Here is a 24,358-nt window from a genome sequence, read left to right as displayed (position 1 = left end):
TGCCCGCTCCGACGCAGGGGCGGCTGGAGGGGGTGAAGGTGTGGCGGGGCGTCGTGAGGTGCCGGTGGATCCGGCGGCGGGTCCGGTGCAGCGGTTCGCGTTCGAGTTACGCAAGCTGCGGGCGGAGGCGGACGGAATCACCTACCGGTCGCTGGCCCGGCGGGCGGGATACTCGGTGACCACGCTGTCGCAGGCGGCGGCGGGCGAGCAGTTGCCGACGCTGCCGGTGGCCCTGGCCTATGCGGGGGCGTGCGGGGGAGACCTGGCGGAGTGGGAGGCCCGGTGGAAGGAGGCGGTGGAGGAGTCCGCCGGTGACGGCTCCCGGGGCGACGACGGACCACTCGCCCCGTACCGGGGTCTGGCACGGTTCGAGACCGGGGACAGCGGCCTGTTCTTCGGCCGGGAACAGCTCACCGCCGACCTGGTCGACCTGCTGCGCCGCCGGCGGTTCGCCGCGGTCTTCGGCCCGTCCGGCAGTGGCAAGTCCTCCCTGCTGCGGGCCGGCCTGTTACCCGTCCTGCGACACACCCGGGAGCCGGGCCTGCGCCCGGCCGCGATCCGGATCCTGACCCCGGGCGAACACCCCGCCCGCAGCCACGCCCCCCTCCTCACACCCGCGATTCCCCGCGCCGGCAGCGCCGGAGCGGACACGTTCGTGATCGTCGACCAGTTCGAGGAGGTCTTCACCCTCTGCCACGATGCGGCCGATCGCGCTCGCTTCATCGATCTGCTGCTGACGGCCCGGCAGCCCGAGAGCCGCTTGCGGGTGCTGCTGGCGGTGCGCGGCGACTTCTACGGTCGCTGCGCCGAGCACCGCGACCTGGCCTACGCACTGCGCGATGCCAATCTCCTGGCCGGAGCGATGAGCCGGGCGGAACTGCGCGACGCCGTCGTCAAGCCGGCCACGGCCGCCGGACTGACCGTGGAACGCGCCCTCACCACCCGGCTGGTCAAGGAGGTCGCCGACGCGCCGGGCGGGCTGCCGCTGCTGTCCCACGCGTTGCGGGAGACCTGGCGCCGCCGCCGCGGCAAGACACTGACCATGGCGGGCTACGAGGCGGCCGGATGCCTGGACGGCGCGATCGCCAAAACCGCCGAGGAGGTCTACGGCCGGTTCACCGAAGAGCAGGCGACTGCCGCCCGCCGGGTGCTGCTGCGCCTGGTCGCCCCCGGTGACGGCACCCCCGACACCCGCCGTCCCGTCAAACGTGCGGAACTGCCCGGCACCTGCCGGGACGACACCCTCCAGGCGACCGCCCAGGCGGTGGAGGCACTCGCCGGGGCGCGGCTGCTCACCCTGGACGGTGACACGGTCGAGATGGCCCATGAGGCCCTGATCACGGCCTGGCCCCGGCTGCGCGAGTGGATCGAGGAGGATCGCGAACGCCTGCGTGCGCACCGGAACCTGACCGAAGCGGCCCACGCCTGGCAGGAACTGGGGCGCGAGAAGGGCGCTCTGCTCCGGGGAAGCCGACTCGCCGCCGCCCAGGAGCACTTCGGCCGCACACCACGCGAGGACCTGACCGGCGTGGAGCACGCCTTCCTCGTCGCCGGCCGCGACCACGAGCGGAAGGGCCGTCGCCGGTCCCGGCTGGTGCTCACCGCGGTCACCGCCACCCTGTGCCTCGCCCTCGTCGCCGCCGGTCTCGCCGTGGGGCAGCGGCAGAGCGCGGTCACCGCCCAGCAGCTGGCCCACTCCCGGCAACTGGCCGCCCAGTCCGGTGCGCTGCTGGACTCCGAACCCGACCTCGCCTCACTGCTCGCCATCCACGCCTACCGCACCAACCCGACCCGCGAAGCCGCCGCCGCCCTGTACGCCGCCGCGGCGCTCCCGCTGCGCAAGCGCCTGACCGACGGCACCGAACCCGTGCAGTCCCTCGCCCTCAGCCCGGACGGACACACCGTCGCCACCCACAGCAAAGACGGCACCGTGCGGATCTGGGATCTGCCCGGAGGCCGGCTCCGACACGCGTTCACCGGCCACGACCACAGCGAAGTAGCTGCGTTCAGCCCCGACGGACGCACCCTTGCTGTCGCCGGCGTCGGTGGCGACGACGCGATGATAGGCCTGTGGGATCCGGTCACCGGCAGGAAACTCAGCACCTTCACCGTCCCCGACGGTTCGGTACGCGGGATGGCCTTCAGTCCTGACGGCCGTGCCGTGGCCGCCTCCTCCCCGGCGGCTGTACGGGTGTGGGACGTGGCCACCGGCCGCACGCGGCACGGCTTCACCGGTCACCCCGACCCGCAGGCGGTCGCCTTCGGCCCTGACGGACGTACCGTCGCCGCGGTGGGCCTCAACGGACTGGTGCGGGTGTGGGACGCTGCCACCGGCCGCACCCGGACCGCCCACGACAGCCGCGCGGTGAGCCGTGCGGTGGTTTTCAGCCCGGACGGCCGGGCCTACGCGACTGTCCGCACCGACGGTGTGGTGCACCTGCGAGAGGTGTCCACCGGCATCGTCCGGCGCACCCTCAGGGAGAGTGCCGGCGCGTTGGACGAGGTGGCCTTCGCCCCGGACGGGCGGACCCTCGCCATCCCGATCCCTGGGGACAGGGTGCGACTGTGGGACACCGCCTCCGGCACAACGCGGGCCACCGTGACCGCCGGTCACCACGGGCGGGGAATCATGAGAGTGGCTCTCAGTGCGGACGGCCGCACCCTGGTCACCAGCAGCAACTCGGACCCCACCGTCCGCGTCCACCACCTGTCCGCTGACCACCCGCAGACCACTCTGCCCGGCCGTGCCGGCACGTACCTCGCCGACACGGCCTTCAGTCCGGACGGACGCACGGTGGCCGCGGTGCGCCAAGGGCCGCCCGGCCATGGGTCGGTACAGCTTTGGGATGTCGGGACCGGCGAGCGCGAAGCCACACTGGCGCTCGACACCGACCCGGCACTCCGGGAAAAGCAGCGGCCCTTCACGGTTTCCCGCCTCGGGGCTGTGGGGTTCGGCCCGACCGGGCGCGCCCTGGCTGCCCGGGCCACCGAGAACGGGGTGCTCGAGGTCCGGGACGTCGCCACCGGCCGCCTCCGCCGGAGCCGTGCCCGGGGCGCCACCGAAACGGCGGTCTTCAGCCCCGACGGGACACGGCTCGTCCTCGTCGGCGGGGAGGGATCGGTGCGGATCTGGCACCTTTCCACCGGCGCGCTGCACACCGTCCGCACCGGCCACGACCGACTCGTCAGAACGGTGGCGTTCGCCCCGGACGGCCGCACACTTGCCGTCGTGACCATTGAGGCCGACGGCGAACGGGTCACGCTGTTCGACGCCGCAACCGGCCGCGCACAGCGCACCATCGAGCCGAGCGCCCGGGGCCTGTTGTCCCTCGCGTTCAGCCCGGACGGACGCACCCTGGCCACCGCAAGCAGCGGCAGCGGACTCGTGAAGACCTGGGATGCGCGCACCGGCCGGCTCCAGGACAGCTTCCGGGTCGGCGACAAGGTGGCGTCGCCGGCTTTCAGCCCCGATGGACGTACCCTGGCCGCAAACAGTGCCAGAGGAGTCCAGCTGTGGGACCTCGCCACCAGCCAGGTCAGAACCACCCTGCCGACCCGCTCGCTCGCAGCAGTGGCCTTCAGCCCGGACGGACGGACCCTGGCCATCGGCGCGGGCAGCTCCGTCGAACTGTGGAACGTCGACCTGCCCGACCCGGCCCGCGCGATCCGCACCGTCTGCGAGGCCGTCGACACCACTCTCACCCCCCTGGAACAGTCCCGCTACCTGCACGACCGGTCCACTGAAACCGGCTGCCGACCAGCCGCACGGTAGAACATCACCGCATCAGCACGCCATGCCGGTCGGTGAGTCACGCCCGGACAACGTTGCGGAACTCCTCGCATTCGGTGTCGAGTGCCAGAGCGGCTGGACCTGGTCGACATACCGGACAAAGGGCGACGCCAATATCAACCCCTCCCTATGGTTCGAGAACGACCACTTCGAGAACCGCCGCCCTGCGGCCGGACAGGAGCCCGGAAGAGGCCGGCATCAGCAGGAGGGAACAATGAGCGGCCAGACCGCGAGATCTGGCCCCTGACCTGCGGCGGAGCCCAGTCCAGGGCTCTGACCAGTACTTTCGCCGTTTTTTTGCGTTGGCCGCCGACGGGCGTCTACGAGCATCCTGCGGACTGTTTGCGGACTGGCGGGTCCTCCCCCGCTCGGGAAACGCATGACACCGGGACCAACTCGTCGATGAGACTGCGCTGGTGAGCCGGACAAAGGGAAATCACACCGCCACGAGCCGGACGCGATCGCCGCAGAGCTTGACCATGTCGTCGATATCGGAGGTCAACATGACCACGGGGCGGTGCTGCCGCAACGCGGCCTCGGCGACCGCCGCATCGATCGCATACTTGTGCCCGTGCGAACCGGCATCCATCAGCAGCTTCGAGGCCGCCCTGGCCTCCTCGTCGCCCACCGGGACCACGCGCAGCCCGGAGAGCACCCAGTTCAGGCGGGACTTGTTCGTACGGACATGGACGCCCTCGATAATGGTGAGCGCACTGATCACGACCTCCATACCTCGCGAGCGTGCCTCAGCAACCAGAGCCACCACCTGCTCGTCGTCGGCGAGAAGCTTCGAGAGCCCCTCGCTGTCGAGGACCAGCGTCCCCTCGTGACTCAGCTTGCGGCGGGCCATTCGGCCTCCTCGGCGAACACCTCGTCGAAGACCTGCCGTGCCCGCTGACGAGCCTGCTCGGAGACCGGCCCCTTGCGGTTCTCGTAGTCCGCCAGGTACTCGTCCAGCACCTGGCCGCGCAGCTCACGCTCGACCGCCGCGGCGATGAACGCAGAGAACTCCCGCTTGCCCACCCGCGCACGGATCGCCTCCGCGGTCCCCTCCGGAAGCGACAGGCTCACCCGCGTCGCCGGCCCTTCTCCGATGCTGTACGTCGCCTCAGCCATGACCCAAGTGTGTCAAACGAGTAGGAAAAGCGCTACGGCCCGCCACCCACACGGGAGCCACCCGGGAGGGGCCGGGGAAGGGTCGCCCACCCCACCCCCTCTCGTCGCACACCGCACAGTCCGCGACTCAGCACAGGAGCCAGCCACCATCCCAGCACAATCTCAGCACGGTAGGGACGACCAGGGATGATGACAGGCGAAGACCAGGCAGGTTTCCCAACACCATCCCAACACGGCAAGCAACCAGGGGCCCAACCCCGAAAGGCCGGACCCCTCCTGACCTGCATGTTTGTTGGATCAGCGACGTGGCGGTACAGCACCCGCTACACGTTGAAGCGGAACGCCTGAGCCCCCACCCTGACCTGCGGCGGAGCCCCGCCCAAGCCTCTGAACAGGACTTTCACCGTTGACTGCGTTGGGTTCCGACCGCCGTCTACGAACGTCTTGCGGACTCTCTGCGGACCGGCTGACCGCCACTGGCCTGGAAATACATGGCACCGGGGACAGCAGGTCAATGAGACTACGCAGGTGAGCCGCCACTACCCCTGTCCTTGCTGCGGGCATCTCGTCCTGGACGAGATGCCCGGCTCGTACGCTATCTGCCCCGTCTGCTCCTGGGAGGACGACGCCATCCAGTTCCGGTGGCCCACCATGGATGGCGGGGCGAACAAGGTCTCCCTCATCGAGGCCCAGCACAATTACCAGGACTTCGGTGCCTGCGACCAGCACGGCCGACGGTTCGTCCGACCCCCGGCAGCGGACGAACCGCTCGATCCGGCCTGGCGCCCGATCGACCTCACGCGGGACTCCTTCGAGGTCTGGGAAGCGAAGGACTGGGCCCCGTGGCCGTCGGACCCCTCCGTCCTCTGCTGGTGGCTGCCCACCTTCTGGCGCCGCGGCCAGCCGGTGTCATGACCGCCCACATCAAGAGACTCGTCCAACAGCTCGACGGAGAAGCCTGCGAGTCCTACGACGCCCGCGCGGAGCTGATCTGGATCGGCTCCGACGCCATCCCCGCGATCGTCGACGAGCTCCCCTCCCTCGGCGGCTTCGGGCAGCTGACCGCCATCGAGGTCTTTGAGGAAGTGGGCGATCCCCACTGCGGCCCTGCCCTCATCAGACTGCTGGACAGCGACAACCCGACCATACGCGAATGGGCAGCCATGGCCCTGGCGAACCTGGAGATCGACGACTCCATCGAGCCCCTGCGCCGCACCCACCACGCATGCCTGCAACGCGCAACCCCGCCCGACTGGACCGAGCCCAGCGGCATCCGCTGGGCCTTGACGGAACTCGGCGCCCGCACCCCAGTCGTCCCGCCGCTCACCGCGCGCCTACGAGCCAGCGCTGCGGACGACGCTCCTGGCTGGCCCTCGGCCCACTTCGCCGAGATCATCAACGACCTGGCCGACCACGCCCAGGTGATCCTCTACTCCCAGTTCTGGCAGGTGGACGCCAGCCGCACGTACGGCATCTCCGGCACCGCCCTGGACTGGGAACTCGACTGGACCGCGCCCTGGGAGCACCTGGTCGAAGAGTCCCGCACCTGGTCCCTACTGGAAGCCTCCGAAGCCCCCGCCGGCGACAGCATCTTCGTCGCCCCCACCTGGATCGACCGTACCGACCTATACCCGGAGAGGTGACCGATGCCGTTCCAGCACCCCGAGGAGATCGGCTACGGCTACGTAATCGAGCGCTACGTGACGAGGAAGGACTCGGACCACCCGCGCTACCTCGAACTGAACAGCGCGCGCGTCCTGCGGCCGGGGTGGCCGCACGCCAAACGCTTCGCCCGCCACGTGATCGAGGACGCCGCCACGATCACTGACACCGAACTGGAAGCCCTCCTCGCCTACGAATGGCGCTCCCGCCTCACCGCCGCCTGGCTGATCGGTGTCGGCCGGCGGGCGAGCTTCCGCGAGCGCCTCGGCGACCTCCTCCTCGCCAGCGAGGTCTGCTACTCCGGCAGCGCCTACTGTTTCGCCCTGGCCCGCCTCGGCGCCCACGCCGACGCCGAGATCCTCACCGCCTACCTCGACCACTACCTCCCCCGCACCGACCTCCGCTACGACCAACCCGCAGCCCTCGGCGCCCTCCTCCACCTCGACGCTCACCTCGACACCCACCACGCCGACCGCTTCACCCAGCCCTACGGCCTCTGGGACCAGTGGGTCAACGCCCTGGTCCACCTTCGCGACCACCCCGACTACACCCCCCGCCGAGCAGCGCCGCTGGACGGACCTCCGCTGTGCCTTCGCCAACGGCTGGACCCGGCCGTAGCCGCAGCCGCCTGACTGCGGCTACGTGAAGTCCGCGTACGCCATGTATCGGCTGCAAGCGCGGCACATGAAGAGGTAGCCGGTGGGCTGAATGTCCTGTCGAGAGCACCCAGATAGCTCTCCACTGCCTCGGCAGACCACCCCCACGCGGGCCGGCCTCGCTGTACAGCTCCTCCCAGGCATCCGGGAACGTGGCCGGCTCGGCCGCCCCCATGAACGCCGTACCGTCACCGCAGTGAAAGAACCACCGCGGGTCCTGCCAGGAGGAGAAGCCCGGCGTACGCGCATCGACGGACATCACGATTTCAAGCGGGACATCGTCCCCGACCGCGTCACCGATGAAGTGCGCGTCGTACTTCGCAGCCGCGCCGCCATCCGCGATGCACCACGGCACAGCAGGTTGGAAAGTTCCTCGACCGCGTACACCGGGCCCGTGTAGATGAGCCCCGCGCCCTCCCGCAGCAGAGGCACGTCGTGCTGGACGCAACGACCGCCCCGGTCGCCAAGGGGTCGGGGCGGTAGGGAAAACCGGGCAACTCCTCGGACATGCCGGTCACGCTACCTGCGCACAGGAAGGTCGTGCCGGACTGCACCCTGTCGCTCATTCGGGTGCCGTGGACCTCCCGTCGGTCATGCCCAGGCGCGCCTGTTCCTCCTTGGCGGTCCGTCGAGCCGACTCGGCGTCCGACACGTCGACCGCGTCCGGGGTCGCTTCGGCCACGGCGCTGCGACGAGCGTAAGCGTCAGACAGACGGGGCTTCTCCTCCAGCGTCTTCACCATGCGTTGTGAAAAGCCATACGGCGGGGAGCACCGATGCGGTTGACGTGGAGGACTACCTTCCCGACTTCCTGCGGGTCGGTGGCTTGCCCCGCGTTCACGCATTCGGTCCACGCATCACCGAGAGATCCATTAGGTTGACTCTGCGTTCACCATCTGACCAAAGGGCCCGTATGTCACCACTACCCGCATTCGATCCCGTCACGGAGTGCCCTCCCCCGGGCAGGTTTCCGCTGACCTGGGACGAAGTCGAGTCGGAACTGGTGAAGGCGGCGTACTTCACGGACTCGTCCACGCGCGGCCACCTCTTCGGAGAGCTGCAGACCCACTACGCAATGGTGGAACTCACAACCGGAGCAGTGGGTCGGCTATGGCTCGCCGGAAGCTTCGTCAGCGGCAAAGTGGATCCCGAGGACGTCGACGTCACCTACCTCATACCTCCAGATGCATACGCCCGGGCGATGGCGGACGCCGACACGGTTGACTACCTTGACAATCTGGGTACCAAGGACTGGTGTACGTGCCATGCCATGCGAGTGGACGCATATGTCCTGTGCCTTCCCGAGACGGAGGACTTCCGCTCCCTGGGGGTGACTGGGGCCATGACACCCAGCGACCACAAGGTCTTCGAGAGCCTCGGGGTCTATGACGAGGTCTGGCAGCGCTGCCGGAGCGGGCAGAACGGTATCCCCGAGAGGGCCCGACGAGGATATGTGGAGGTGCTGCTGTGAACAGTCCGCAGAACCTGCCCGATCCCTCGGACAAGGAGGCCCTGAGGGCCTGGATGCAGGCCAACCGTGTCAAAGCAGACGGTCATCATCCGGTGCGGTCAGCAGATGAATTCGCTGCGGCACAGCGGCGCAAGCTGCTGAAGACCGTGGGTTGGGCAACCAGCAGTGCCGAAGCCAGTACGGCTCGGCGATCACTCCGGCTGGCTCTCGAAGGGACGCCCGTCCGGGAACATCGCGTGGAGTCGTCCGTACTCGGACAGTGGCTGATCCTCTTCCAGGAGGCCGTCACCACCGTTGCCCACGCCCTCGATGAGAGTCGCCCCACACACGACTACGGCCCGTTGCCGCAAGCCGTCCGAAAAGCAACACGGCTCTATGCTGCAGCGACCTTTCCCTCGTCGTACGGCATGGTCCTGGAGGAAGCGCCGGCAGACGAGGTCGAGCTACCGCTACCGGAGGTGGCCTCGACGGAGTCATTGCTGGACCGCGCGATGGGAGCTGTCCTTGACATCACTGACCGGGCGGAGGCAGGCCCAGGAGCCATCGACGCGGTGATCGAAACAGCGCTGCCCCTGGGTGGGCGGGTCTTCAACCGTCTTGCCGACCTGACAGAGGTACTCGCTGACTCTGGCACCGATGTCAGCCTGACCTGGAGTTCGCCGTACAACGGTGTGCGTGCCTCCCGCCTCGGCTCAAGAAACGCCCAGCGGTGCCGGGACGCGCTGCGCGCCGCGCAGCCCGAGGAACACACGGAACGGTTGGCAGGCAGGCTCGTCGGCGGCAGCGTGCTGCGGGGAACGGTGGAGATCGAGACGGCCGACCGGGGCGTAATCACGGCGCGCGTGGATCACGAAGTCACCAGCCTGCTGAGTGCCTACGCGAACCGTCGGATCACCGCCGAGGTCCTCGTATCAACCGTCCGCTCACCGCACGGGCGCGAGCACCACAGCTATGTCGTACTCAACTTGGCCCTGCACACAAGCTGACACCGTGTTCTCCGCGACGAACCCTCACTCGGCAGGTCCGAAAGTCCCTGGCCAGGGCCGCTGACGAACCGCCAGGCAGGTCACCACCAAGTCACCACAGTGCCGAGAATCGGCAGGAAAAATTATGACAGATAGGGCAGAAAGGAAAAGGGGCCAGACCCGAAGATCTGACCCCTGACCTGGGCTTTTACCCTCTGACCTGCATGTTTGCAGACCGGGACATCAGGCCTTAGACGTTGAAGCGGAACGCCTGCGGTCTGATCCTGACCTGCGGCGGAGCCCCGCCCAAGCCCCTGACCAGGCATTTCACCGTTTGGTTGCGTTGGCCTCCGACGGGCGCCTACGAGCGCCCTGCGGACTCTCTGCGGACCGGGCAGCCTCCCCCATGCCGCCCTGACCATTCACCCCCACAGAGTTACGACCATCGGTAGGATCGGCACCATGAGCAGTAGCAGAAAGTACTCCATCAGCCTGCCCGAGGACCTTGCCGAGGCCGTACGCGCCCATGTCGGGCCCGGCGGCTTCTCCGCCTACGTCGCCGAAGCCCTCGAACAACGGGTCGCCATGGACAAACTTCGGGAGATCGTCGCCGACTTCGAGACCGACAACGACGAGCTCACCCGCGAGGAGGTCGAGGCCGCCCGCGCGCTGCTGCGCCATGACCACCGACAGGTCGACGGTGCCGCCGCCTGATGCCCGGAACCCTGCTGCTCGACAGCGAAGGACTCTCCAAGCTCTACCGCAAGGACCGCACCGTCGTAACTCTGGTCCAGGCGGCATCAGAGGAGGGCATCCGCGTAGCCACCAGCGCCATGACCACCCTTGAGGCCGATTACGAGCGGATCCACCCGGCCCGCATCAAGTGGGCCCTCTCCCGCCTCGACGTTCACGACATCACCAAGGAGGTCACCGACGAAGCCGCCGCCCTCCTTCGCACCCATCATCTCCACGGCCACAAGTACGCCATCGACGCCGCCTTCGCCGCCATCGCCCGCAACGCGCCCCCGCCGGTCACCGTCCTCACTTCCGACCCCGAGGACCTGACGCTCCTGTGCGGCCCTTCCGTAGAGGTCGTCAAGGTCTGAAATACCGGCACCGGTCACGCCGACCTGCCCCACAGCCAACACCACAGCGCCCTGCGGGACCGGGGCTCCCGGGAGTGTGTGGCACCGGATGCTTCGTGCTGCGTCCCCCTTCTCCACTCGACGCGGACTACTTCGCCGCGTACCTGCGCGGTCCGGAGGCACGGACGTGGCTGGAAACCCACTCCAATGGTAGTGGGCCTGCCAGTTGGCCGCGTTGGCGTACTGGTTGAGCCAGTGGACGTCGCTGCGGGACGCGCACAGTTCCTGTACGTGGCGGATGCGGGCGCCGAGCAGTCCGTATACCGGGTCGGGTGGGGTGACGACGTGCACCTGCCCGCCCAGAGCCTGCATCATCTGACGGGCGCTCAGCGTGCACCGCGAATCCGTGACGCAGATGAACCCGTATCCGCGGCTTGCGGCGACCAGGCTCAGAGCGACACCGAGGCTGCCGGACGAACTCTCCACCAGAGTGGAACCGGGCCCCACCAGGCGGCCCGCTCGGCGGCGTCGACCATGGCCCGTGCGGCCTTCAGTTTGATCGGACCCGCGAAATTGAATCCCTCGCATTTCAGCATCAGGCGTGCGCCGATGATCTCCTCAAGATTGACGAAGAGGTCACCGGTATTGAATTCATGAGGTCGGGATATGAAGTTGATGACGCACCTGCCAGATGACGGCGGATACCGGGCGGCTCGATCCCGACAAGGGGCGCTGACATCCGGATGACCGGTCACTGACAACAGAACGGGCTTGTCCGTGCCCGGCGCTGTTGATAGTTTCCGGCGGGGGCCGGCCGGAGGCGACCGGGCCACAGGGGACCGGGGGTACCGAGGATGCGTCTGGTGCTGGCGGAGGACCAGTATTTGCTCCGCGCTGGGCTGACCCAGTTGCTCGAGGTGAACGGGTTCGACATCGTGGCGGCGGTCAGCACGGGTCCCGAACTGGTCCGGGCCCTCGACGAGCACCGGCCCGATGTCGCCCTGGTCGACATCCGGATGCCGCCCACCCACACCGACGAGGGGCTGCGTGCCGTGCTGCACGCCCGTGCCCGCCGGTACCAACCGGCGCTCGTCCTCTCCCAGTACGTGGACCAGGTGTATGCCCGGGAGCTGCTGGCCGACCGGCGCGGCGGCGTCGGCTATCTCCTCAAGGACCGCGTGTTCGACGGCGGCCAGTTCACCTCCGCCCTGCGGCAGGTGGCTGGCGGCGGCACGGTGATGGACCCCAAGGTGGTCTCGGGCATGATCACCCACAATGCCCGCAACGAACGGCTGGCCCGCCTCACCGAACGGGAGCGGGAGGTGCTCTCGTACGTGGCCGAGGGCCGCTCCAACGCGTCCACCGCGGCGGTCCTGGTCATCACCGAGAAGGTGGTGGCGAAGCACATCAACAACATTCTCACCAAACTCGAACTACCGCCGTCGAAAGACGAGAACCGGCGTGTCATGGCGGTGCTCGCCTATCTGGAAAGGGCCTGACGCTTCGTTCCGCGGGACCGGCGGGTTTCTCCGGACGTGCGCCCGGCATTCGGTCGGCCGGGCACCGCTCGCAGGGCACCATGTACCGGGCACCGGTCGTTCACGGAACGCACGCCGGGAAATCACCGGAAGCCGCCCTCCAGTTCGTTCGTCAGTAGCCCCTGGAAGAGATTCAGGTGCTGGATGTTCCGCGTGCCCTCCATGAATTCGGCACCCCGCGCGTCCCTGACCAGCTTGTCCAGTTCCGGATGGTTCGCCCGGGCCGCCGGGCCGAGCAGATCACAGGCGGCCAGGGTGGCGTCCTCCGCCAGGGCGCAGGCGCGGGCCTTGGCGGCGGAGGCCACCCGGCCCCTGCCCGTGGCGTCCGCCTCCGCCGCCGCCCGGTGCACCAGGGCCCCGAACACGACCATCAACACCACCAGGGTGATCGGCACGCTGATCGCGGTCGCCTTGGACATGTCCTTGGCGAGCCAGTCCCTGAATTCGTGCTGGATGGAGGCGTCGCCGGTCTCTTCGACCCTCAGCCCGGGGTGGCGTTCCTGGACCTCGGCGGTGACGTCGGTGAGTGCGGTCACCCGGTCCGGGGCGGAGTCCGCGTCACCCTTCATCGCCGCCCGTACCAGCAGGGTCCTGCCGTCGTCGGACTCCAGGGGCCCGGCCACCGAGGCCACTTCGGGCAGTGCGGCCAGCCGCCGCTTCAGTTCGTCCGCCGCGCCGGTGGCGTCCTGGCCGGCGCGCGGGGAGACCAGGAAGTTCTCCGTCGCGGGCTTCTTCAGCCCGTTGTCCTCGATCAGCCGTGCGGCCCGGGCCGACTCACCCACGGTCATGTCCGCCTGGGTGGCCGTACGGGTCTCGCCGAGGAAGCCGGTGGAGAAGGCGGCGAGGGTCAGTACGAGCCACACCAGGACGGCCCGCCACGGATGTGCCGCGCTCCAGTAGCCGATCCGAGCGGAAATATGATGCTCTAAGGACATGCCGAGGTCAGCCCTCTCCTGATCGTGTGTTCTCTCCGGCCTCAAGGCCGTACTGCGCCCATGGGGCGAACGCGTCGGTGGTGCCGCGCCCTGCGCGGCCCGGTCACCGGGACCGCGAGGCGACTCCGGTCTCGTCGGTGCCGTCCAGCAGGTCGCAGCCGATCTCCAGGGCGGCGGTGGTGCCGCCCCCCGGAAGGCTGGTCAGCGCGAGCGTGCCGTCGAACGCCGCGAGCCGGCGCTCGATGCCGCGGATGCCACCACCGTCCCTCGCAGTGGCGCCGCCGACTCCGTTGTCGTGGACGGCCGCCCGCAGGACGTGGTGGTCGTAGCGGAAGTCCACGGAGACCTGGTCCGCCTCGGCGTGCTTGACCACGTTGCCGAGCAGCTCGGCAATGGCGAAGTACGCGGCGGACTCCACGGGGGCCGGGAGCCGGCCCGGGATCTCACCGGTGACCTGGACGGGGAAGGGCAGCTCAAAGGCGAAGGTGCGCACGGCGTCGACCAGGCCGCGGTCGGCCAGCAGCGGCGGGTGCACGCCGTGCACCAGGTCCCGCAGTTCGTTCAGTGCCCGGGTCGAGTTGCCCTTCGCCTCCGCGAGCAGGGCTCGTGCCGCCTCCGGGTTGTGCTCCAGGAGGGATTCCGCGGCGGTCAGCGTCATGCCCAGGGCGACCAGCCGGGCCTGCGTGCCGTCGTGCAGGTCGCGCTCGATGCGGCGCAGTTCGGCCGCCTGGAGGTCCACGGCGTCCGATCGCGACGTCTGCAACTGCTCGACCCGCTCGTTCAGCGTGCCGCGGCTCTTGCCCAGGACGAAGCGCACCCACCGTCCGTGCAGCGGCATCAGCCACCTGGGGAAGAGCAGCAGGCCGCAGCAGGCCTGGACCACGCCGAGCGCCGCGGCCAGGGTGGCCGTGGTCTGCCCGGTGACCGGGATGAAGTCGAACCAGACGCCGTCCCAGGCGCTGGTGATGGGCCGCCACGCGAAGGCCAGGACCACTCCGAACAGGCCGTGCACCACAGCCACCAGCGGCAGGAAGGCCATCACCGGACCGATGCAGGGGTTGACGAGCAGCCACATCAGGTCCCGCCAGGTGGTCGGATCGGTGAGCCGCCACCGCGTCTCACGCCACCCGCCCGCACGGGCCGTCTCGCCGCTCACCGGTCGGTACGGGTCGTCCACCCGCACCCCCGACCACGCCCACGCCAGCCTCCGCTGCCGCCGGGCCTGCGCCCGCACCGCCCGCAGCGCACCCGGCAGCAGCGGAAGGCCCAGGCCCACTGAGGCCAGGCAGAGCACCAGGCACGCCCACACCGCGAGCAGTGCCTCACCGATCGCCAGTCCGGTCAGGGCCACACCACGTGCCAGGCCCACCGGCCCCGCCGATACGCCGCGCCCGACCGCCGTCACGTCCTGCCGCCCCATGACGTTCCCCACCTCGCTTCGCCTACGCGCTCCTGTGAGCGCATCAGCAGCATGCCTGCCGGAGGGGGTGGACCGCAGGGGTACCAGTACCCCTCTTCCTGCCGCACCCGGCGCCGAGGGTGCGTCTTTTCTACGAGCCCACGGGCGGCGCGGGTCCCACGCCACGGGCGACACGGCGGAGGTGGCGGGGCGTCTGTGCGGCGGCCTCGCGCGACTTCGCTCCCGGCGGCACTGCCGTATGCAGGTCCGCCTGGCCGCATCCGCTCTCCCCTGTGGAGCTATGACTCAGGGGTCAGCGCCAACCCGGTGCGGGAAGACCAGGGGCCCGATCCCGAAGAGTCGGACCCCTCCGACCTGCATGTTTGCCAGGTCAGCGACGTGACGTCAAGACGCCCGCTACACGTTGAAGCGGAACTCCACCACGTCGCCGTCGCGCATGACGTAGTCCTTGCCCTCCATGCGGGCCTTGCCCTTGGCGCGGGCCTCGGCGACCGAGCCGGTTTCGACGAGGTCGGCGAAGGAGATGACCTCGGCCTTGATGAAGCCCTTCTGGAAGTCGGTGTGGATGACTCCGGCGGCCTCGGGGGCGGTGGCGCCGCGCTTGATGGTCCAGGCGCGGGACTCCTTCGGGCCTGCGGTCAGGTACGTCTGCAGACCGAGGGTGTTGAAGCCGACGCGGGCGAGGGTGGCGAGGCCGGGCTCCTCGGCGCCGACCGACTCCAGGAGCTCCATGGCGTCCTCCTCGTCCAGCTCGGCGAGGTCCGCCTCCAGCTTGGCGTTGAGGAAGATCGCCTCGGCGGGGGCGACCAGGGCGCGCTGCTCGTTCTTGAAGTCCTCGTCGGTCAGCTCGCCCTCGTCCACGTTGAAGACGTAGAGGAAGGGCTTGGTGGTGAGCAGGTGCAGGTCGTGCAGGAGCTCGGCGCGCTCGCTGCCCTGGACGATGCCGTGCGTGAAGAGCGTGTCGCCCTTCTCCAGGATCTCCTTGGCCTCCTCGACCGCCTTGGCCTTGGGCGCGACGTCCTTCTTGATCCGCGACTCCTTCTGCAGGCGCGGCAGGACCTTCTCGACGGTCTGCAGGTCGGCGAGGATCAGCTCGGTGTTGATCGTCTCGATGTCGTCCTTCGGCGAGACCCTGCCCTCGACATGGACGACGTTCTCGTCCTGGAAGGCGCGGATGACCTGGCAGATCGCGTCGGACTCGCGGATGTTCGCCAGGAACTTGTTGCCGAGGCCCTCGCCCTCACTGGCGCCGCGGACGATGCCCGCGATGTCGACGAAGTCGACCGTGGCCGGGAGGATCCGCTGGGATCCGAAGATCTCCGCGAGCTTCGTCAGCCGGGCGTCGGGGACACCGACCACGCCGACGTTCGGCTCGATGGTGGCGAACGGGTAGTTGGCCGCCAGCACGTCGTTCTTGGTCAGGGCGTTGAACAGGGTCGACTTGCCGACATTCGGCAGACCGACGATTCCGATCGTGAGCGACACGTTGCGACTTCCCGTACGTGAGGATGGGGGGCGAGGACCGGCCGACTGGGCACGTGGGCCGATCCACCAGTCTACGGCGTGCCCGCTCCGCACCCCGTCGGTAAATCGAACACGTGGACAGCCTTCGCTCCCCGGCGTGTCCGTCAGCCCATTCGGCACATAAACAGACCTAAGTTGGTCCAGTGGAGCAACACAGCACGCGACCTGCTCAGCACGGACCGCCACGTGAGCGGCCTCCCCGGCCGCCCCAGCCACCCCGGCCGCCGCTGCCTCCGCAGGCGGGACGGGCCCCCGGGGGCGGTGTCGCGCGCGCCGCCCGGCCCGCCCCCCCGGCGCAGCGCAGACCCGCTCCGGCCCTCCGAGGGCCCGCGCCGACCCCCCGGCCCACCCCCTCCCCCGCGGCCCGGCGGCCGCCGAACCCCCGGCTCACCGGGCTCGGCGGAGGCCTCTTCTGCGGGCTCGTGATGCTGACGCTCGGGTTCCTCGTCGCACTGCTGTTCGGAATGTCCCAGACCGTGTACGGCGTGCTCTTCCTGCCGGTGTGCGTGCTCACCGCGCTGTGGGTGCGTGAGGGGGACCTGCTCACCGCGCCCGTGGTCGTCCCGATCTCCTTCGCCCTGGGCCTGGCCCCGGTCGCCGACGAGGGCGACGGCGGGATCGGCGGCCGGCTCATGGGCATGGTGACGGGACTCGCCACCCAGGCCGGCTGGCTGTACGGGGGGACCCTGGTCGCCTGTGCGATCGTGCTCGGCCGGCGGATGCGCATGATCCGTACGATCAACCGGCGGACCGCTGCCGCCCGGAGCCGGGTCCAGGCCTGACGGCAGGGCCCGGGCCGGCGTCCGGGCGGCCGGGGCCCCGGCGCCTACACGCCTGTGGCCGCCCGCATCGCCGCTCCCACGATGCCCGCGTTGTTCTGCAACTGCGCCGGGACGATCTCGGCCTTGATGCCCTCGATGTGGGGCAGGAACTTCTCGGACTTGCGGCTGACGCCGCCACCGATCACGAACAGCTCCGGCGAGAACAGCATCTCCACGTGGGCCAGGTACTTCTGCACCCGGTGCGCCCAGTGCTCCCACGTCAGCTCGTGGTCCTCCCGGGCCTTGCTGGAGGCCCGCTTCTCCGCCTCGTGGCCGTGCAGCTCCAGGTGGCCGAGTTCCGTGTTGGGAACCAGGACGCCGTCCACGAACACGGCGCTGCCGATGCCCGTACCGAACGTCAGCAGGATGACCGTGCCCCGGCGGCCCTTCGCGGCACCGAAGTGCATCTCGGCGACGCCCGCCGCGTCCGCGTCGTTGACGACGGTGACGGGCAGACCGCCGAGGCGGTCGCCGAGCAGGACCCGCGCGTCGGTGTCGACCCAGCTCTTGTCGACGTTGGCCGCCGAACGGATCGTGGTGCCGTCGGTGACCACGCCCGGGAAAGTGACCCCGACCGGGCCGGTCCAGCCGAAGTGGTCCACGACCTCCTTGACCCCGTCGGCCACCGCGTCCGGCGTGGACGGTTGAGGGGTGAGGACCTTGCAGCGTTCCCGCGCCAGGTCCCCCTTGTCCAGGTCGACCGGGGCACCCTTGATCCCGGACCCGCCGATGTCCACACCGAAGATCTGCATGGAACCACGTTAAGCCGGGCCGTGAACGGTCACCGAACCGGACGCCGTCACCAATCGGACATGGGGTGAGGATTGGGGACGTGACGCCGTCACATCCCCCGGATCCCCACCGTCCGTCGGCGCACTACGCCGACGCCGGGGCCTCTCCCGGCCCGGTGCCACCGCGCTCCGCCACCAGGGCCGCCGCCTCCTCGCGCAGGTCGCGGCGCAGCTCCTTCGGCAGCGAGAAGATGATGGACTCCTCGGCGGCCTTGACGATCTCGACGTCCTCGAAGCCGCGCTGCGCGAGCCATTCCAGGACCTGCTCGACCAGGATCTCCGGCACCGAGGCGCCCGAGGTGAGGCCGACCGTGGAGACGCCCTCCAGCCAGGACTCGTCGATCTCGTCGGCGAAGTCCACCAGGTGGGCGTCGCGGGCACCCGCGAGCTTGGCGACCTCGACGAGCCGCACGGAGTTGGAGGAGTTCCGGGAGCCGACCACGATGACCAGGTCCGCCTCGGCGCCCATCTGCTTGACCGCGAGCTGACGGTTCTGCGTGGCGTAGCAGATGTCGTCGCTGGGCGGGGAGATGAGCTGGGGGAACTTGTCCTTGAGGGCGTCGACGGTCTCCATGGTCTCGTCCACCGAGAGGGTGGTCTGGGAGAGCCAGACGACCTTCGACGGGTCACGGACCTCGACCTTGGCGACGTCCTCGGGGCCGTCGACGAGCTGGATGTGGTCGGGGGCCTCACCGGAGGTGCCGATGACCTCTTCGTGGCCCTCGTGCCCGATCAGGAGGATGTCGTAGTCCTCGTCCGCGAACCGGACCGCTTCCTTGTGCACCTTGGTGACCAGCGGGCAGGTCGCGTCGATGGTGGCGAGGAGGCCGCGCGCGGCCTCCTCGTGGACGACGGGGGCCACGCCGTGCGCGGAGAACATGACGATGCTGCCCGGCGGCACCTCCTCCGTCCGTTCGACGAAGACGGCGCCCTTCTTCTCCAGGGTCTGCACCACGTACTTGTTATGCACGATCTCGTGCCGGACGTAGACGGGGGCCCCGTACTGCTCCAGGGCCTTCTCGACGGCGATCACGGCGCGGTCCACGCCCGCGCAGTAGCCCCGGGGGGCGGCGAGCAGGACACGGCGGCCAGGCGAAGCGGTCATGCGTCCCATCGTAAGGGCCACGTCCGGCAGCCCGGTGATCGCGTCCGGGGGAGGCTCCGGGCCGCTCCGGGTTCCGGGTGCACGAGGGCGGCGAGCAGGGCGTACGGGCGCACCGGACGCATGGACGAGCGGTACAGGGGCACAGGCACCGGGCACGGGGCCACGGGCCACGGGACACAGGGCGCGGGGCACGGGACACAGGGCACAGGGCACAGGGCCGCCCGATGGTGGCCGGCTGTGTCGGTGGCTCGGACTAGTCTCGCGACATGGCTGTCAACACGTCTGCGGAAGCGCCCATCCCGGTCGGTGAGGTGTCCCGGCTCATCGGGGGATGGATCGACCGGCTCGGCGCGGTGTGGGTCGAGGGGCAGATCACCCAGCTGTCGCGGCGACCGGGCGCCGGGGTGGTGTTCATGACGCTGCGGGACGCCTCGCACGACATCTCCGTCGGCGTGACCTGCTACCGGCAGGTGTTCGACGCCGTCTCCGATGTCGTCGGCGAGGGCGCGCGGGTCGTGGTGCACTGCAAGCCCGAGTGGTACGCCCCGCGCGGGCAGCTGTCGCTGCGAGCCGCCGAGATCAGGCCGGTCGGGGTCGGGGAGCTGCTCGCGCGCCTCGAGCAGCTGAAGAAGTCCCTCGCGCGGGAGGGCCTTTTCGCCCCCGAGCGGAAGAAACCACTGCCGTTTTTGCCGCGGCTGATCGGGCTGGTCTGCGGACGCGCCTCGGCCGCCGAGCGGGATGTACTGGAGAACGCCCGCCGCCGCTGGCCCGCCGTCCGCTTCGAGGTGCGCAATGTCGCCGTGCAGGGTGTGCACGCGGTGCCGCAGGTCGTCCAGGCCGTGAAGGAGCTGGACGCGGTCGACGAGGTGGACGTGATCGTCGTGGCACGGGGCGGGGGCAGCGTGGAGGACCTGCTGCCGTTCTCCGACGAGCAACTGGTGCGGACGGTGGCGGACTGCCGTACGCCGGTCGTCTCCGCGATCGGGCACGAGCCGGACAACCCGCTCCTGGACCACGTCGCCGACGTACGGGCCTCCACTCCGACGGACGCGGCCAAGAGGGTCGTCCCGGACGTGGGCGAGGAGTACGAGCGGGTGCGGCTGCTGCGCGACCGTGCGCGGCGCTGCGTCCAGGCGTTCGTCGACCGGGAGGAGCGGGGGCTGGCGCAGGCGCTGGCCCGGCCCTCGATGGAGGCACCGCACCGGATGATCGACGGGCGGACCGAGGAGGTCACCGCGCTGCTCGACCGGGCCCGGCGCTCCCTGCGGCACCAGCTGGACCGAACCGACTCCGAGCTGACGCACACGCACGCGCGCGTGGTGGCCCTCTCCCCCGCCGCGACGCTCAAACGCGGGTACGCCGTGCTGCAGCGGGCCGACGGGAACGCCGTGCGTGATCCGGGCGAGGTGGAGGCCGGTGAGGTGTTGCGGGCACGGGTGTCCGAGGGCGAGTTCAGTGTCCGAGTCGATGCGTAGGGTGGGCGGATGACCAGCAAGACGGAGCAGGCGGGGCAGGCGGACCGGACGGGGCAGGCGGAGGCCGCGGCCGAGGCTCTCGGGTACGAGCAGGCGCGGGACGAGCTGATCGAGGTCGTACGCCGTCTGGAGACGGGCGGTACGACGCTGGAGGAGTCGCTCGCGCTGTGGGAGCGGGGCGAGGAGCTCGCCAAGGTGTGCCGGAGCCGGCTGGACGGGGCACGGGCCCGGCTGGACGCGGCACTCGCGGAGGAGACCGCCGGCGCTGGACGGGCGGAGGACGGGGACGGGGGGCGGTAGTCCGCGCCCGGCCCGCACCGACGGGACGGGCCGTCCCGCCGGGGTGGCCCGTCCCGGCGGCCACGGTGCTACCGGGCGTTGCCCTCGGCCAGCGTGTGGGCGACGAGGGCGTTCGCATGACCGTGCCCCAGGCCGTGCTCGGCCTTGAGCCAGGCGACCAGCTCCATGTGCTTGACGAGCGGTGAGGAGCGGATCAGTTCCTTCCACTCCGCGATCGGACGGCCGTACTTCTTCTCGATCGACGGAAAGTAACTGGCGGGTCCTTTGACGGTGTCGGTCATGTCAGATGGGTCCTCTCCCGGGTGGGTGACGGCGTACTGCCGTTGAAGACGGCGGGTGGCCGAGGAAGTGATCGCCGGATTGATGTGGCGTGCGTCACCACGGCACGGTTTGCTTGTGAAGCAGATCACCGTACTCCACTTTTTGTTGAACTTTGAACTTCCCTGTCGTACCGTTTCCTCATCAAGGGTTTCGCGCCGACCGCGCGGAACCGACGCTCCCCCCAGAAAGTTCACGCATGTCTCTCGTTCTTGACTCCGCCGCCCAGGACCTGCTCTTCCGCGAGGCGCGCACCGCCAACACGTTCACCGACGAGCCGGTGACCGACGAGCAGGTGCAGGCCATCTACGACCTGGTCAAGTACGGCCCGACCTCCATGAACAACTCGCCGCTGCGCGTCACCCTGGTCCGCTCCCCCGAGGCCCGCGAGCGCCTCGTCCAGCACATGGCCGAGGGCAACGCGGCCAAGACGGCCACCGCCCCGCTGGTCGCCATCCTCTCCGCGGACAACGAGTTCCACGAGGAGCTGCCGAAGCTCTTCCCGCACTTCCCCGGCGCCAAGGACATGTTCGCCGGCGACCGCTCGATGCGCGAGGGCCAGGCTTCCCTGAACGCCGCCCTCCAGACCGCGTACTTCATCATCGGCGTGCGCGCCGCGGGTCTGGCCGCCGGCCCGATGACCGGCTGCGACTTCGAGGGCATCCGCAAGGAGTTCCTCGACGACGACCACACCCCGCTGGTGGTCGTCAACATCGGCCACCCCGGCGAGGACGCCTGGTTCCCGCGCAGCCCGCGCCTGGAGTACGACGAGGTCGTCACCACCGTCTGATCGTCGCCTCACGGCATACGGCAGGACCCCCCGACATGTCATGTCGGGGGGTCCTGCCCATGTCGGGGTTCTGCCGTATGCGGTCCTGCCCATGTCGGGGGGTCCTGCCGTGCGCCGGTCGTCACGGACCGGTCGTCACGAACCGGTCGCCACGAACCGGTCGCCACGAACCGGTCGCCACGAACCGGTCAGTCGGACGCGGTGCGCAGAGCCTCGGCCATCTCCGTCAGCCGGGCGAAGGACGCCGTGCCCGTCACCACCGTGGTCGAGCCCTCCTCCTCGAGCACCAGCGCGTCGTACTGATCGCCCTCGTACCGGGTCCAGGTCCTGCCGTCGATCTGCTGCGTCTTCCCGGTCTTCTCAGCGCCCTGGGTCTCGCTCTCGATGAAGACCACCGGCTTCTGAGTCGACTGCTCGACCGCCACGTACTCCCCGTCGGGGGCTCGGTAGCCGAGGTGCCAGGCATCGAACTTTTCGCCCTGGAAACGGACGGAGGTGGGCTTCCACGCCTCGGGCAGACCCTCGGGCGCGGCCACCGGGTAGACGGCGGCGCGGCGCGCGGTGAGCAGGTCGACGCGGTAGTCGACCCGCTTGAGGTCGGGTTCACTGTCGTCGTGCGGGATGAACAGCCAGATCACTCCCGCGGCGAGCAAGATGAGACTCAGGGAGAGAATCATGTCCCGAGCCGACTTCTGGGTGCTGTTCGTTCCTGCCACGCCCCTATCGTCGCAGGTGCCCGGTCCGCTCATCCGTGGGGGGCCCTGCTCATTCTGTCCACCCGGCGCTAGAGTCTGGCGCAACACCCTCATCCGGCCGTCGTCGTACAGAAAGGTGCGCTCCGATGACCGAACACCATCAATTGCCGTCCGAGCTCGATGTGCCCTCCGAAGCCCCCGACCGCAACCTCGCCCTGGAACTCGTCCGGGTCACCGAGGCCGCCGCGATGGCCGCCGGGCGCTGGGTCGGGCGCGGCGACAAGAACGGCGCCGACGGTGCCGCGGTACGCGCCATGCGCACCCTCGTCTCCACCGTCTCGATGAACGGCGTCGTCGTCATCGGCGAGGGCGAGAAGGACGAAGCCCCGATGCTCTTCAACGGGGAACGCGTGGGCGACGGGACCGGGCCCGAGTGCGACATCGCCGTCGACCCGATCGACGGCACCACGCTGACCGCCAAGGGCATGACCAACGCGATCGCCGTACTGGCCGCCGCCGAACGCGGCTCGATGTTCGACCCCTCGGCCGTGTTCTACATGGACAAGCTGGTCACCGGGCCCGAGGCCGCCGACTTCGTCGACATCGACGCGCCGGTGGCCGTGAACATCCGCCGGGTCGCCAAGGCCAAGCGGGTCACCCCCGAGGACGTCACGGTGGTGATCCTCGACCGGCCCCGGCACGAGGGCATCATCAACGAGATCCGGGAGACCGGGGCGCGCATCAAGCTGATCTCCGACGGTGACGTGGCCGGCTCGATCCTCGCCCTGCGCGAGGGCACCGGCATCGACCTGCTGCTCGGCATCGGCGGCACCCCCGAGGGCATCATCTCGGCCTGTGCCGTGAAGTGCCTCGGAGGCACCCTCCAGGGCAAGCTGTGGCCGCAGGACGACGCGGAGCGGCAGCGCGCGATCGACGCGGGACACGACCTCGACCGGGTGCTGACCGACGCCGACCTCGTCACCGGCGACAACGTGTTCTTCGTGGCCACCGGCATCACCGACGGCGAGCTGCTGCGCGGCGTGCGGTACCGGTCCGAGACCGCCACGACCGACTCCATCGTGATGCGGTCCAAGTCGGGCACGGTGCGGCGGATCGACTCCGAGCACCGGCTGAGCAAGCTGCGCGCCTACAGCGCGGTGGATTTCGACCGCGCCAAGTAGCTCCGCCGAGTTCGACGAAGGCCGTGCGGGCGGCCCACGGGTGTGCGGTCCGTGGGCCGCCGGGAGCCGCCGGCGGTCTCGTCGAACGGTGTGGGCCCGCACGCTGTGGCCGGGCGCGCAGTTCGCCGCGCCCCTTGTGGTCCACGGTGCGGGACGGGCGCCCCCGTGCAGGGGGCGTCGCACAGTTCCCCGCACCCCCGTCGAGTCACTCCAGGCTTGTGAGTCGCTCCAGGCCGAGAACGCGCCCCTCGTGCAGCACGGGGCACGCAGTTCCCCGCGCCCGGTGAGTCCTCCCGGAGGCGGAAACGTGCCTCGCACCGGAGCTGCGGGGGCCGGTCAGCCTGCTGCCGCTATGGAGCCGCCGGTGCGGGCCGTCTTCTGGAGTTCCACGTCCCGGCGGCGGCGTCGGGCCAGGACCACACGGCGCTCGGCGGCGGTCAGGCCGCCCCAGACACCGTAGGGCTCGGGCTGGAGCAGGGCGTGCTCCCTGCACTCGACCATCACCGGACAGCGGGCGCAGACCCGCTTGGCGGCCTCCTCACGGGAGAGCCTGGCGGCCGTGGGCTCCTTCGACGGGGCGAAGAACAGGCCTGCCTCGTCGCGTCGGCACACCGCCTCGGTGTGCCAGGGCGCGTCCTGGTCCCTGTCTCGCGTCGGCACCCGCTGGGCCGGAACGGCAGCTACCTGCAGGGACGAATGCGGCGGTTGCGGCACGGGTCTA

General features: G+C 69.8%; 25 protein-coding genes and 3 pseudogenes. 14 read left to right on the top strand and 14 right to left on the bottom strand.

Going from position 1 to position 24,358, the window contains the following annotated elements; all coding sequences use genetic code 11:
• The first annotated feature begins 40 nt into the window (after positions 1-40).
• Positions 41-3,772: an nSTAND1 domain-containing NTPase gene (locus tag V4Y04_RS24025; protein WP_332430386.1), complete on the top strand. Its 3,732-nt coding sequence runs from the start codon at positions 41-43 to the stop codon at positions 3,770-3,772.
• A gap of 454 nt (positions 3,773-4,226) precedes the next feature.
• Here V4Y04_RS24025 and V4Y04_RS24020 read toward each other — a convergent pair whose 3' ends face one another.
• Together V4Y04_RS24020 and V4Y04_RS24015 are read right to left on the bottom strand one after the other, a co-directional pair.
• Entirely contained in the window at positions 4,227-4,640 is a 414-nt protein-coding gene (locus tag V4Y04_RS24020) for a DNA-binding protein (protein ID WP_332430385.1), read from the bottom strand.
• Complete coding sequence (locus V4Y04_RS24015; RefSeq protein ID WP_332430384.1) at positions 4,622-4,906, bottom strand: hypothetical protein; 285 nt, start codon at positions 4,904-4,906, stop codon at positions 4,622-4,624. The genes V4Y04_RS24020 and V4Y04_RS24015 overlap by 19 nt, the downstream gene beginning before the upstream one ends.
• 528 nt (positions 4,907-5,434) lie before the next feature.
• Here V4Y04_RS24015 and V4Y04_RS24010 point away from each other — a divergent pair.
• From V4Y04_RS24010 to V4Y04_RS24000, 3 genes are read left to right on the top strand one after another with little or no spacing between them, the layout of a single operon-like run.
• Positions 5,435-5,821: a CPCC family cysteine-rich protein gene (locus tag V4Y04_RS24010; protein WP_332430383.1), complete on the top strand. Its 387-nt coding sequence runs from the start codon at positions 5,435-5,437 to the stop codon at positions 5,819-5,821.
• A complete protein-coding gene (locus V4Y04_RS24005) occupies positions 5,818-6,549 on the top strand; it encodes a HEAT repeat domain-containing protein (RefSeq protein ID WP_332430382.1) in 732 nt (243 codons plus the stop codon). Before V4Y04_RS24010 ends, V4Y04_RS24005 begins: the two co-directional genes overlap by 4 nt.
• Positions 6,550-6,552: 3 nt before the next feature.
• Positions 6,553-7,200 carry a DUF6000 family protein gene (locus V4Y04_RS24000; protein WP_332430381.1) on the top strand — a complete coding sequence of 216 codons (648 nt, stop codon included), beginning with the start codon at positions 6,553-6,555 and terminating at the stop codon, positions 7,198-7,200.
• Between the two features lie 244 nt (positions 7,201-7,444).
• Here the strand turns inward: V4Y04_RS24000 and V4Y04_RS23995 are convergent.
• From V4Y04_RS23995 to V4Y04_RS23985, 3 genes and pseudogenes are all read right to left on the bottom strand, one after another.
• A pseudogene (locus V4Y04_RS23995) lies at positions 7,445-7,579 on the bottom strand (CbrC family protein); the annotation flags it as partial.
• Positions 7,518-7,733, bottom strand: a complete 216-nt coding sequence (locus V4Y04_RS23990) for a CbrC family protein (protein WP_332432984.1) — start codon at positions 7,731-7,733, stop codon at positions 7,518-7,520. The gene V4Y04_RS23990 and the pseudogene V4Y04_RS23995, both read right to left, overlap by 62 nt.
• A 53-nt stretch (positions 7,734-7,786) precedes the next feature.
• Positions 7,787-7,972, bottom strand: a pseudogene (locus V4Y04_RS23985) (hypothetical protein); the annotation flags it as partial.
• A gap of 164 nt (positions 7,973-8,136) precedes the next feature.
• Between V4Y04_RS23985 and V4Y04_RS23980 the strand changes: the two are divergent.
• The 4 genes from V4Y04_RS23980 (at position 8,137) to V4Y04_RS23965 (ending at position 10,765) form a co-directional block, all read left to right on the top strand.
• A complete protein-coding gene (locus V4Y04_RS23980; RefSeq protein ID WP_443080072.1) occupies positions 8,137-8,694 on the top strand; it encodes a DUF6932 family protein in 558 nt (185 codons plus the stop codon).
• Complete coding sequence (locus tag V4Y04_RS23975) at positions 8,691-9,680, top strand: hypothetical protein (RefSeq protein ID WP_332430379.1); 990 nt, start codon at positions 8,691-8,693, stop codon at positions 9,678-9,680. The genes V4Y04_RS23980 and V4Y04_RS23975 overlap by 4 nt, the downstream gene beginning before the upstream one ends.
• Before the next feature lie 441 nt (positions 9,681-10,121).
• Entirely contained in the window at positions 10,122-10,373 is a 252-nt protein-coding gene (locus tag V4Y04_RS23970; protein ID WP_332430378.1) for a hypothetical protein, read from the top strand.
• On the top strand, positions 10,373-10,765 hold the full coding sequence (locus tag V4Y04_RS23965; protein WP_332430377.1) for a DNA-binding protein: 393 nt from the start codon (positions 10,373-10,375) through the stop codon (positions 10,763-10,765). The genes V4Y04_RS23970 and V4Y04_RS23965 overlap by 1 nt, the downstream gene beginning before the upstream one ends.
• 189 nt (positions 10,766-10,954) lie before the next feature.
• Here V4Y04_RS23965 and V4Y04_RS23960 read toward each other — a convergent pair.
• Positions 10,955-11,421: pseudogene (locus V4Y04_RS23960) on the bottom strand (pyridoxal-phosphate dependent enzyme); the annotation flags it as partial.
• 177 nt (positions 11,422-11,598) lie between these two features.
• Between V4Y04_RS23960 and V4Y04_RS23955 the strand changes: the two are divergent.
• A complete protein-coding gene (locus tag V4Y04_RS23955) occupies positions 11,599-12,243 on the top strand; it encodes a response regulator transcription factor (RefSeq protein WP_332430376.1) in 645 nt (214 codons plus the stop codon).
• A gap of 122 nt (positions 12,244-12,365) precedes the next feature.
• Here V4Y04_RS23955 and V4Y04_RS23950 read toward each other — a convergent pair whose 3' ends face one another.
• The 3 genes from V4Y04_RS23950 to ychF form a co-directional block, all read right to left on the bottom strand.
• Positions 12,366-13,217, bottom strand: coding sequence for an MMPL family transporter (locus V4Y04_RS23950; RefSeq protein WP_332430375.1), 852 nt, complete (start codon positions 13,215-13,217; stop codon positions 12,366-12,368).
• 103 nt (positions 13,218-13,320) lie between these two features.
• The gene (locus V4Y04_RS23945; RefSeq protein WP_332430374.1) at positions 13,321-14,637 is read right to left on the bottom strand and encodes a sensor histidine kinase; all 1,317 of its coding nucleotides are present in this window, start codon (positions 14,635-14,637) and stop codon (positions 13,321-13,323) included.
• Between the two features lie 396 nt (positions 14,638-15,033).
• Positions 15,034-16,122 (bottom strand): redox-regulated ATPase YchF, encoded by a 1,089-nt coding sequence (ychF, locus tag V4Y04_RS23940; protein WP_332430373.1) that lies wholly within the window; start codon positions 16,120-16,122, stop codon positions 15,034-15,036.
• Between the two features lie 182 nt (positions 16,123-16,304).
• Between ychF and V4Y04_RS23935 the strand changes: the two genes are divergently transcribed.
• A complete protein-coding gene (locus V4Y04_RS23935) occupies positions 16,305-16,943 on the top strand; it encodes a DUF6542 domain-containing protein (protein ID WP_332430372.1) in 639 nt (212 codons plus the stop codon).
• A 44-nt stretch (positions 16,944-16,987) separates the two neighbouring features.
• On the opposite strand, the gene ppgK is transcribed toward V4Y04_RS23935, so the two are convergent.
• A complete protein-coding gene (ppgK, locus tag V4Y04_RS23930) occupies positions 16,988-17,734 on the bottom strand; it encodes a polyphosphate--glucose phosphotransferase (protein ID WP_332430371.1) in 747 nt (248 codons plus the stop codon).
• Between the two features lie 124 nt (positions 17,735-17,858).
• On the bottom strand, positions 17,859-18,887 hold the full coding sequence (locus V4Y04_RS23925; protein WP_332430370.1) for a 4-hydroxy-3-methylbut-2-enyl diphosphate reductase: 1,029 nt from the start codon (positions 18,885-18,887) through the stop codon (positions 17,859-17,861).
• Positions 18,888-19,144: 257 nt separating this feature from the next.
• Between V4Y04_RS23925 and xseA the strand changes: the two genes are divergently transcribed.
• Positions 19,145-20,353, top strand: coding sequence for an exodeoxyribonuclease VII large subunit (gene xseA / locus V4Y04_RS23920; protein WP_332430369.1), 1,209 nt, complete (start codon positions 19,145-19,147; stop codon positions 20,351-20,353).
• Positions 20,354-20,362: 9 nt separating this feature from the next.
• Positions 20,363-20,653 carry an exodeoxyribonuclease VII small subunit gene (locus tag V4Y04_RS23915; protein ID WP_332430368.1) on the top strand — a complete coding sequence of 97 codons (291 nt, stop codon included), beginning with the start codon at positions 20,363-20,365 and terminating at the stop codon, positions 20,651-20,653.
• 68 nt (positions 20,654-20,721) lie between these two features.
• Here V4Y04_RS23915 and V4Y04_RS23910 read toward each other — a convergent pair whose 3' ends face one another.
• Positions 20,722-20,934 carry a DUF4287 domain-containing protein gene (locus tag V4Y04_RS23910; RefSeq protein ID WP_332430367.1) on the bottom strand — a complete coding sequence of 71 codons (213 nt, stop codon included), beginning with the start codon at positions 20,932-20,934 and terminating at the stop codon, positions 20,722-20,724.
• Between the two features lie 236 nt (positions 20,935-21,170).
• Here V4Y04_RS23910 and V4Y04_RS23905 point away from each other — a divergent pair, with 236 nt between their 5' ends.
• Complete coding sequence (locus tag V4Y04_RS23905) at positions 21,171-21,761, top strand: malonic semialdehyde reductase (RefSeq protein WP_332430366.1); 591 nt, start codon at positions 21,171-21,173, stop codon at positions 21,759-21,761.
• A gap of 188 nt (positions 21,762-21,949) precedes the next feature.
• Here V4Y04_RS23905 and V4Y04_RS23900 read toward each other — a convergent pair whose 3' ends face one another.
• Positions 21,950-22,477: a DUF4245 domain-containing protein gene (locus V4Y04_RS23900; protein WP_332430365.1), complete on the bottom strand. Its 528-nt coding sequence runs from the start codon at positions 22,475-22,477 to the stop codon at positions 21,950-21,952.
• Positions 22,478-22,602: 125 nt separating this feature from the next.
• On the opposite strand from V4Y04_RS23900, the gene glpX reads away from it, so the two are divergent.
• The gene (gene glpX, locus V4Y04_RS23895; RefSeq protein WP_332430364.1) at positions 22,603-23,637 is read left to right on the top strand and encodes a class II fructose-bisphosphatase; all 1,035 of its coding nucleotides are present in this window, start codon (positions 22,603-22,605) and stop codon (positions 23,635-23,637) included.
• 336 nt (positions 23,638-23,973) lie between these two features.
• Here glpX and V4Y04_RS23890 read toward each other — a convergent pair whose 3' ends face one another.
• Positions 23,974-24,351: a WhiB family transcriptional regulator gene (locus tag V4Y04_RS23890; RefSeq protein ID WP_065002061.1), complete on the bottom strand. Its 378-nt coding sequence runs from the start codon at positions 24,349-24,351 to the stop codon at positions 23,974-23,976.
• Positions 24,352-24,358: the final 7 nt, after the last annotated feature.

This window comes from Streptomyces sp. P9-A2, assembly GCF_036634175.1.
GTDB classification, from domain to species: Bacteria; Actinomycetota; Actinomycetes; order Streptomycetales; family Streptomycetaceae; genus Streptomyces; species Streptomyces pratens.
The sequence above is the reverse complement of the archived record's forward strand: the minus strand, read 5'-3'. Positions and strand labels throughout refer to the sequence as shown.

Excerpts from the sequence above, each read along its gene's own strand:
- V4Y04_RS24020 (WP_332430385.1), bottom strand. The coding sequence starts at position 4,640 with ATGGCCCGCCGCAAGCTGAGTCACGAGGGGACGCTGGTCCTCGACAGC.
- V4Y04_RS24015 (WP_332430384.1), bottom strand. The coding sequence starts at position 4,906 with ATGGCTGAGGCGACGTACAGCATCGGAGAAGGGCCGGCGACGCGGGTG.
- V4Y04_RS24005 (WP_332430382.1), top strand. The coding sequence starts at position 5,818 with ATGACCGCCCACATCAAGAGACTCGTCCAACAGCTCGACGGAGAAGCC.
- V4Y04_RS24000 (WP_332430381.1), top strand. The coding sequence starts at position 6,553 with ATGCCGTTCCAGCACCCCGAGGAGATCGGCTACGGCTACGTAATCGAG.
- V4Y04_RS23990 (WP_332432984.1), bottom strand. The coding sequence starts at position 7,733 with ATGTCCGAGGAGTTGCCCGGTTTTCCCTACCGCCCCGACCCCTTGGCG.
- V4Y04_RS23980 (WP_443080072.1), top strand. The coding sequence starts at position 8,137 with ATGTCACCACTACCCGCATTCGATCCCGTCACGGAGTGCCCTCCCCCG.
- V4Y04_RS23970 (WP_332430378.1), top strand. The coding sequence starts at position 10,122 with ATGAGCAGTAGCAGAAAGTACTCCATCAGCCTGCCCGAGGACCTTGCC.
- V4Y04_RS23965 (WP_332430377.1), top strand. The coding sequence starts at position 10,373 with ATGCCCGGAACCCTGCTGCTCGACAGCGAAGGACTCTCCAAGCTCTAC.
- V4Y04_RS23955 (WP_332430376.1), top strand. The coding sequence starts at position 11,599 with ATGCGTCTGGTGCTGGCGGAGGACCAGTATTTGCTCCGCGCTGGGCTG.
- V4Y04_RS23950 (WP_332430375.1), bottom strand. The coding sequence starts at position 13,217 with ATGTCCTTAGAGCATCATATTTCCGCTCGGATCGGCTACTGGAGCGCG.
- V4Y04_RS23945 (WP_332430374.1), bottom strand. The coding sequence starts at position 14,637 with ATGGGGCGGCAGGACGTGACGGCGGTCGGGCGCGGCGTATCGGCGGGG.
- ppgK (WP_332430371.1), bottom strand. The coding sequence starts at position 17,734 with ATGCAGATCTTCGGTGTGGACATCGGCGGGTCCGGGATCAAGGGTGCC.
- V4Y04_RS23925 (WP_332430370.1), bottom strand. The coding sequence starts at position 18,887 with ATGGGACGCATGACCGCTTCGCCTGGCCGCCGTGTCCTGCTCGCCGCC.
- xseA (WP_332430369.1), top strand. The coding sequence starts at position 19,145 with ATGGCTGTCAACACGTCTGCGGAAGCGCCCATCCCGGTCGGTGAGGTG.
- V4Y04_RS23915 (WP_332430368.1), top strand. The coding sequence starts at position 20,363 with ATGACCAGCAAGACGGAGCAGGCGGGGCAGGCGGACCGGACGGGGCAG.
- V4Y04_RS23910 (WP_332430367.1), bottom strand. The coding sequence starts at position 20,934 with ATGACCGACACCGTCAAAGGACCCGCCAGTTACTTTCCGTCGATCGAG.
- V4Y04_RS23905 (WP_332430366.1), top strand. The coding sequence starts at position 21,171 with ATGTCTCTCGTTCTTGACTCCGCCGCCCAGGACCTGCTCTTCCGCGAG.
- glpX (WP_332430364.1), top strand. The coding sequence starts at position 22,603 with ATGACCGAACACCATCAATTGCCGTCCGAGCTCGATGTGCCCTCCGAA.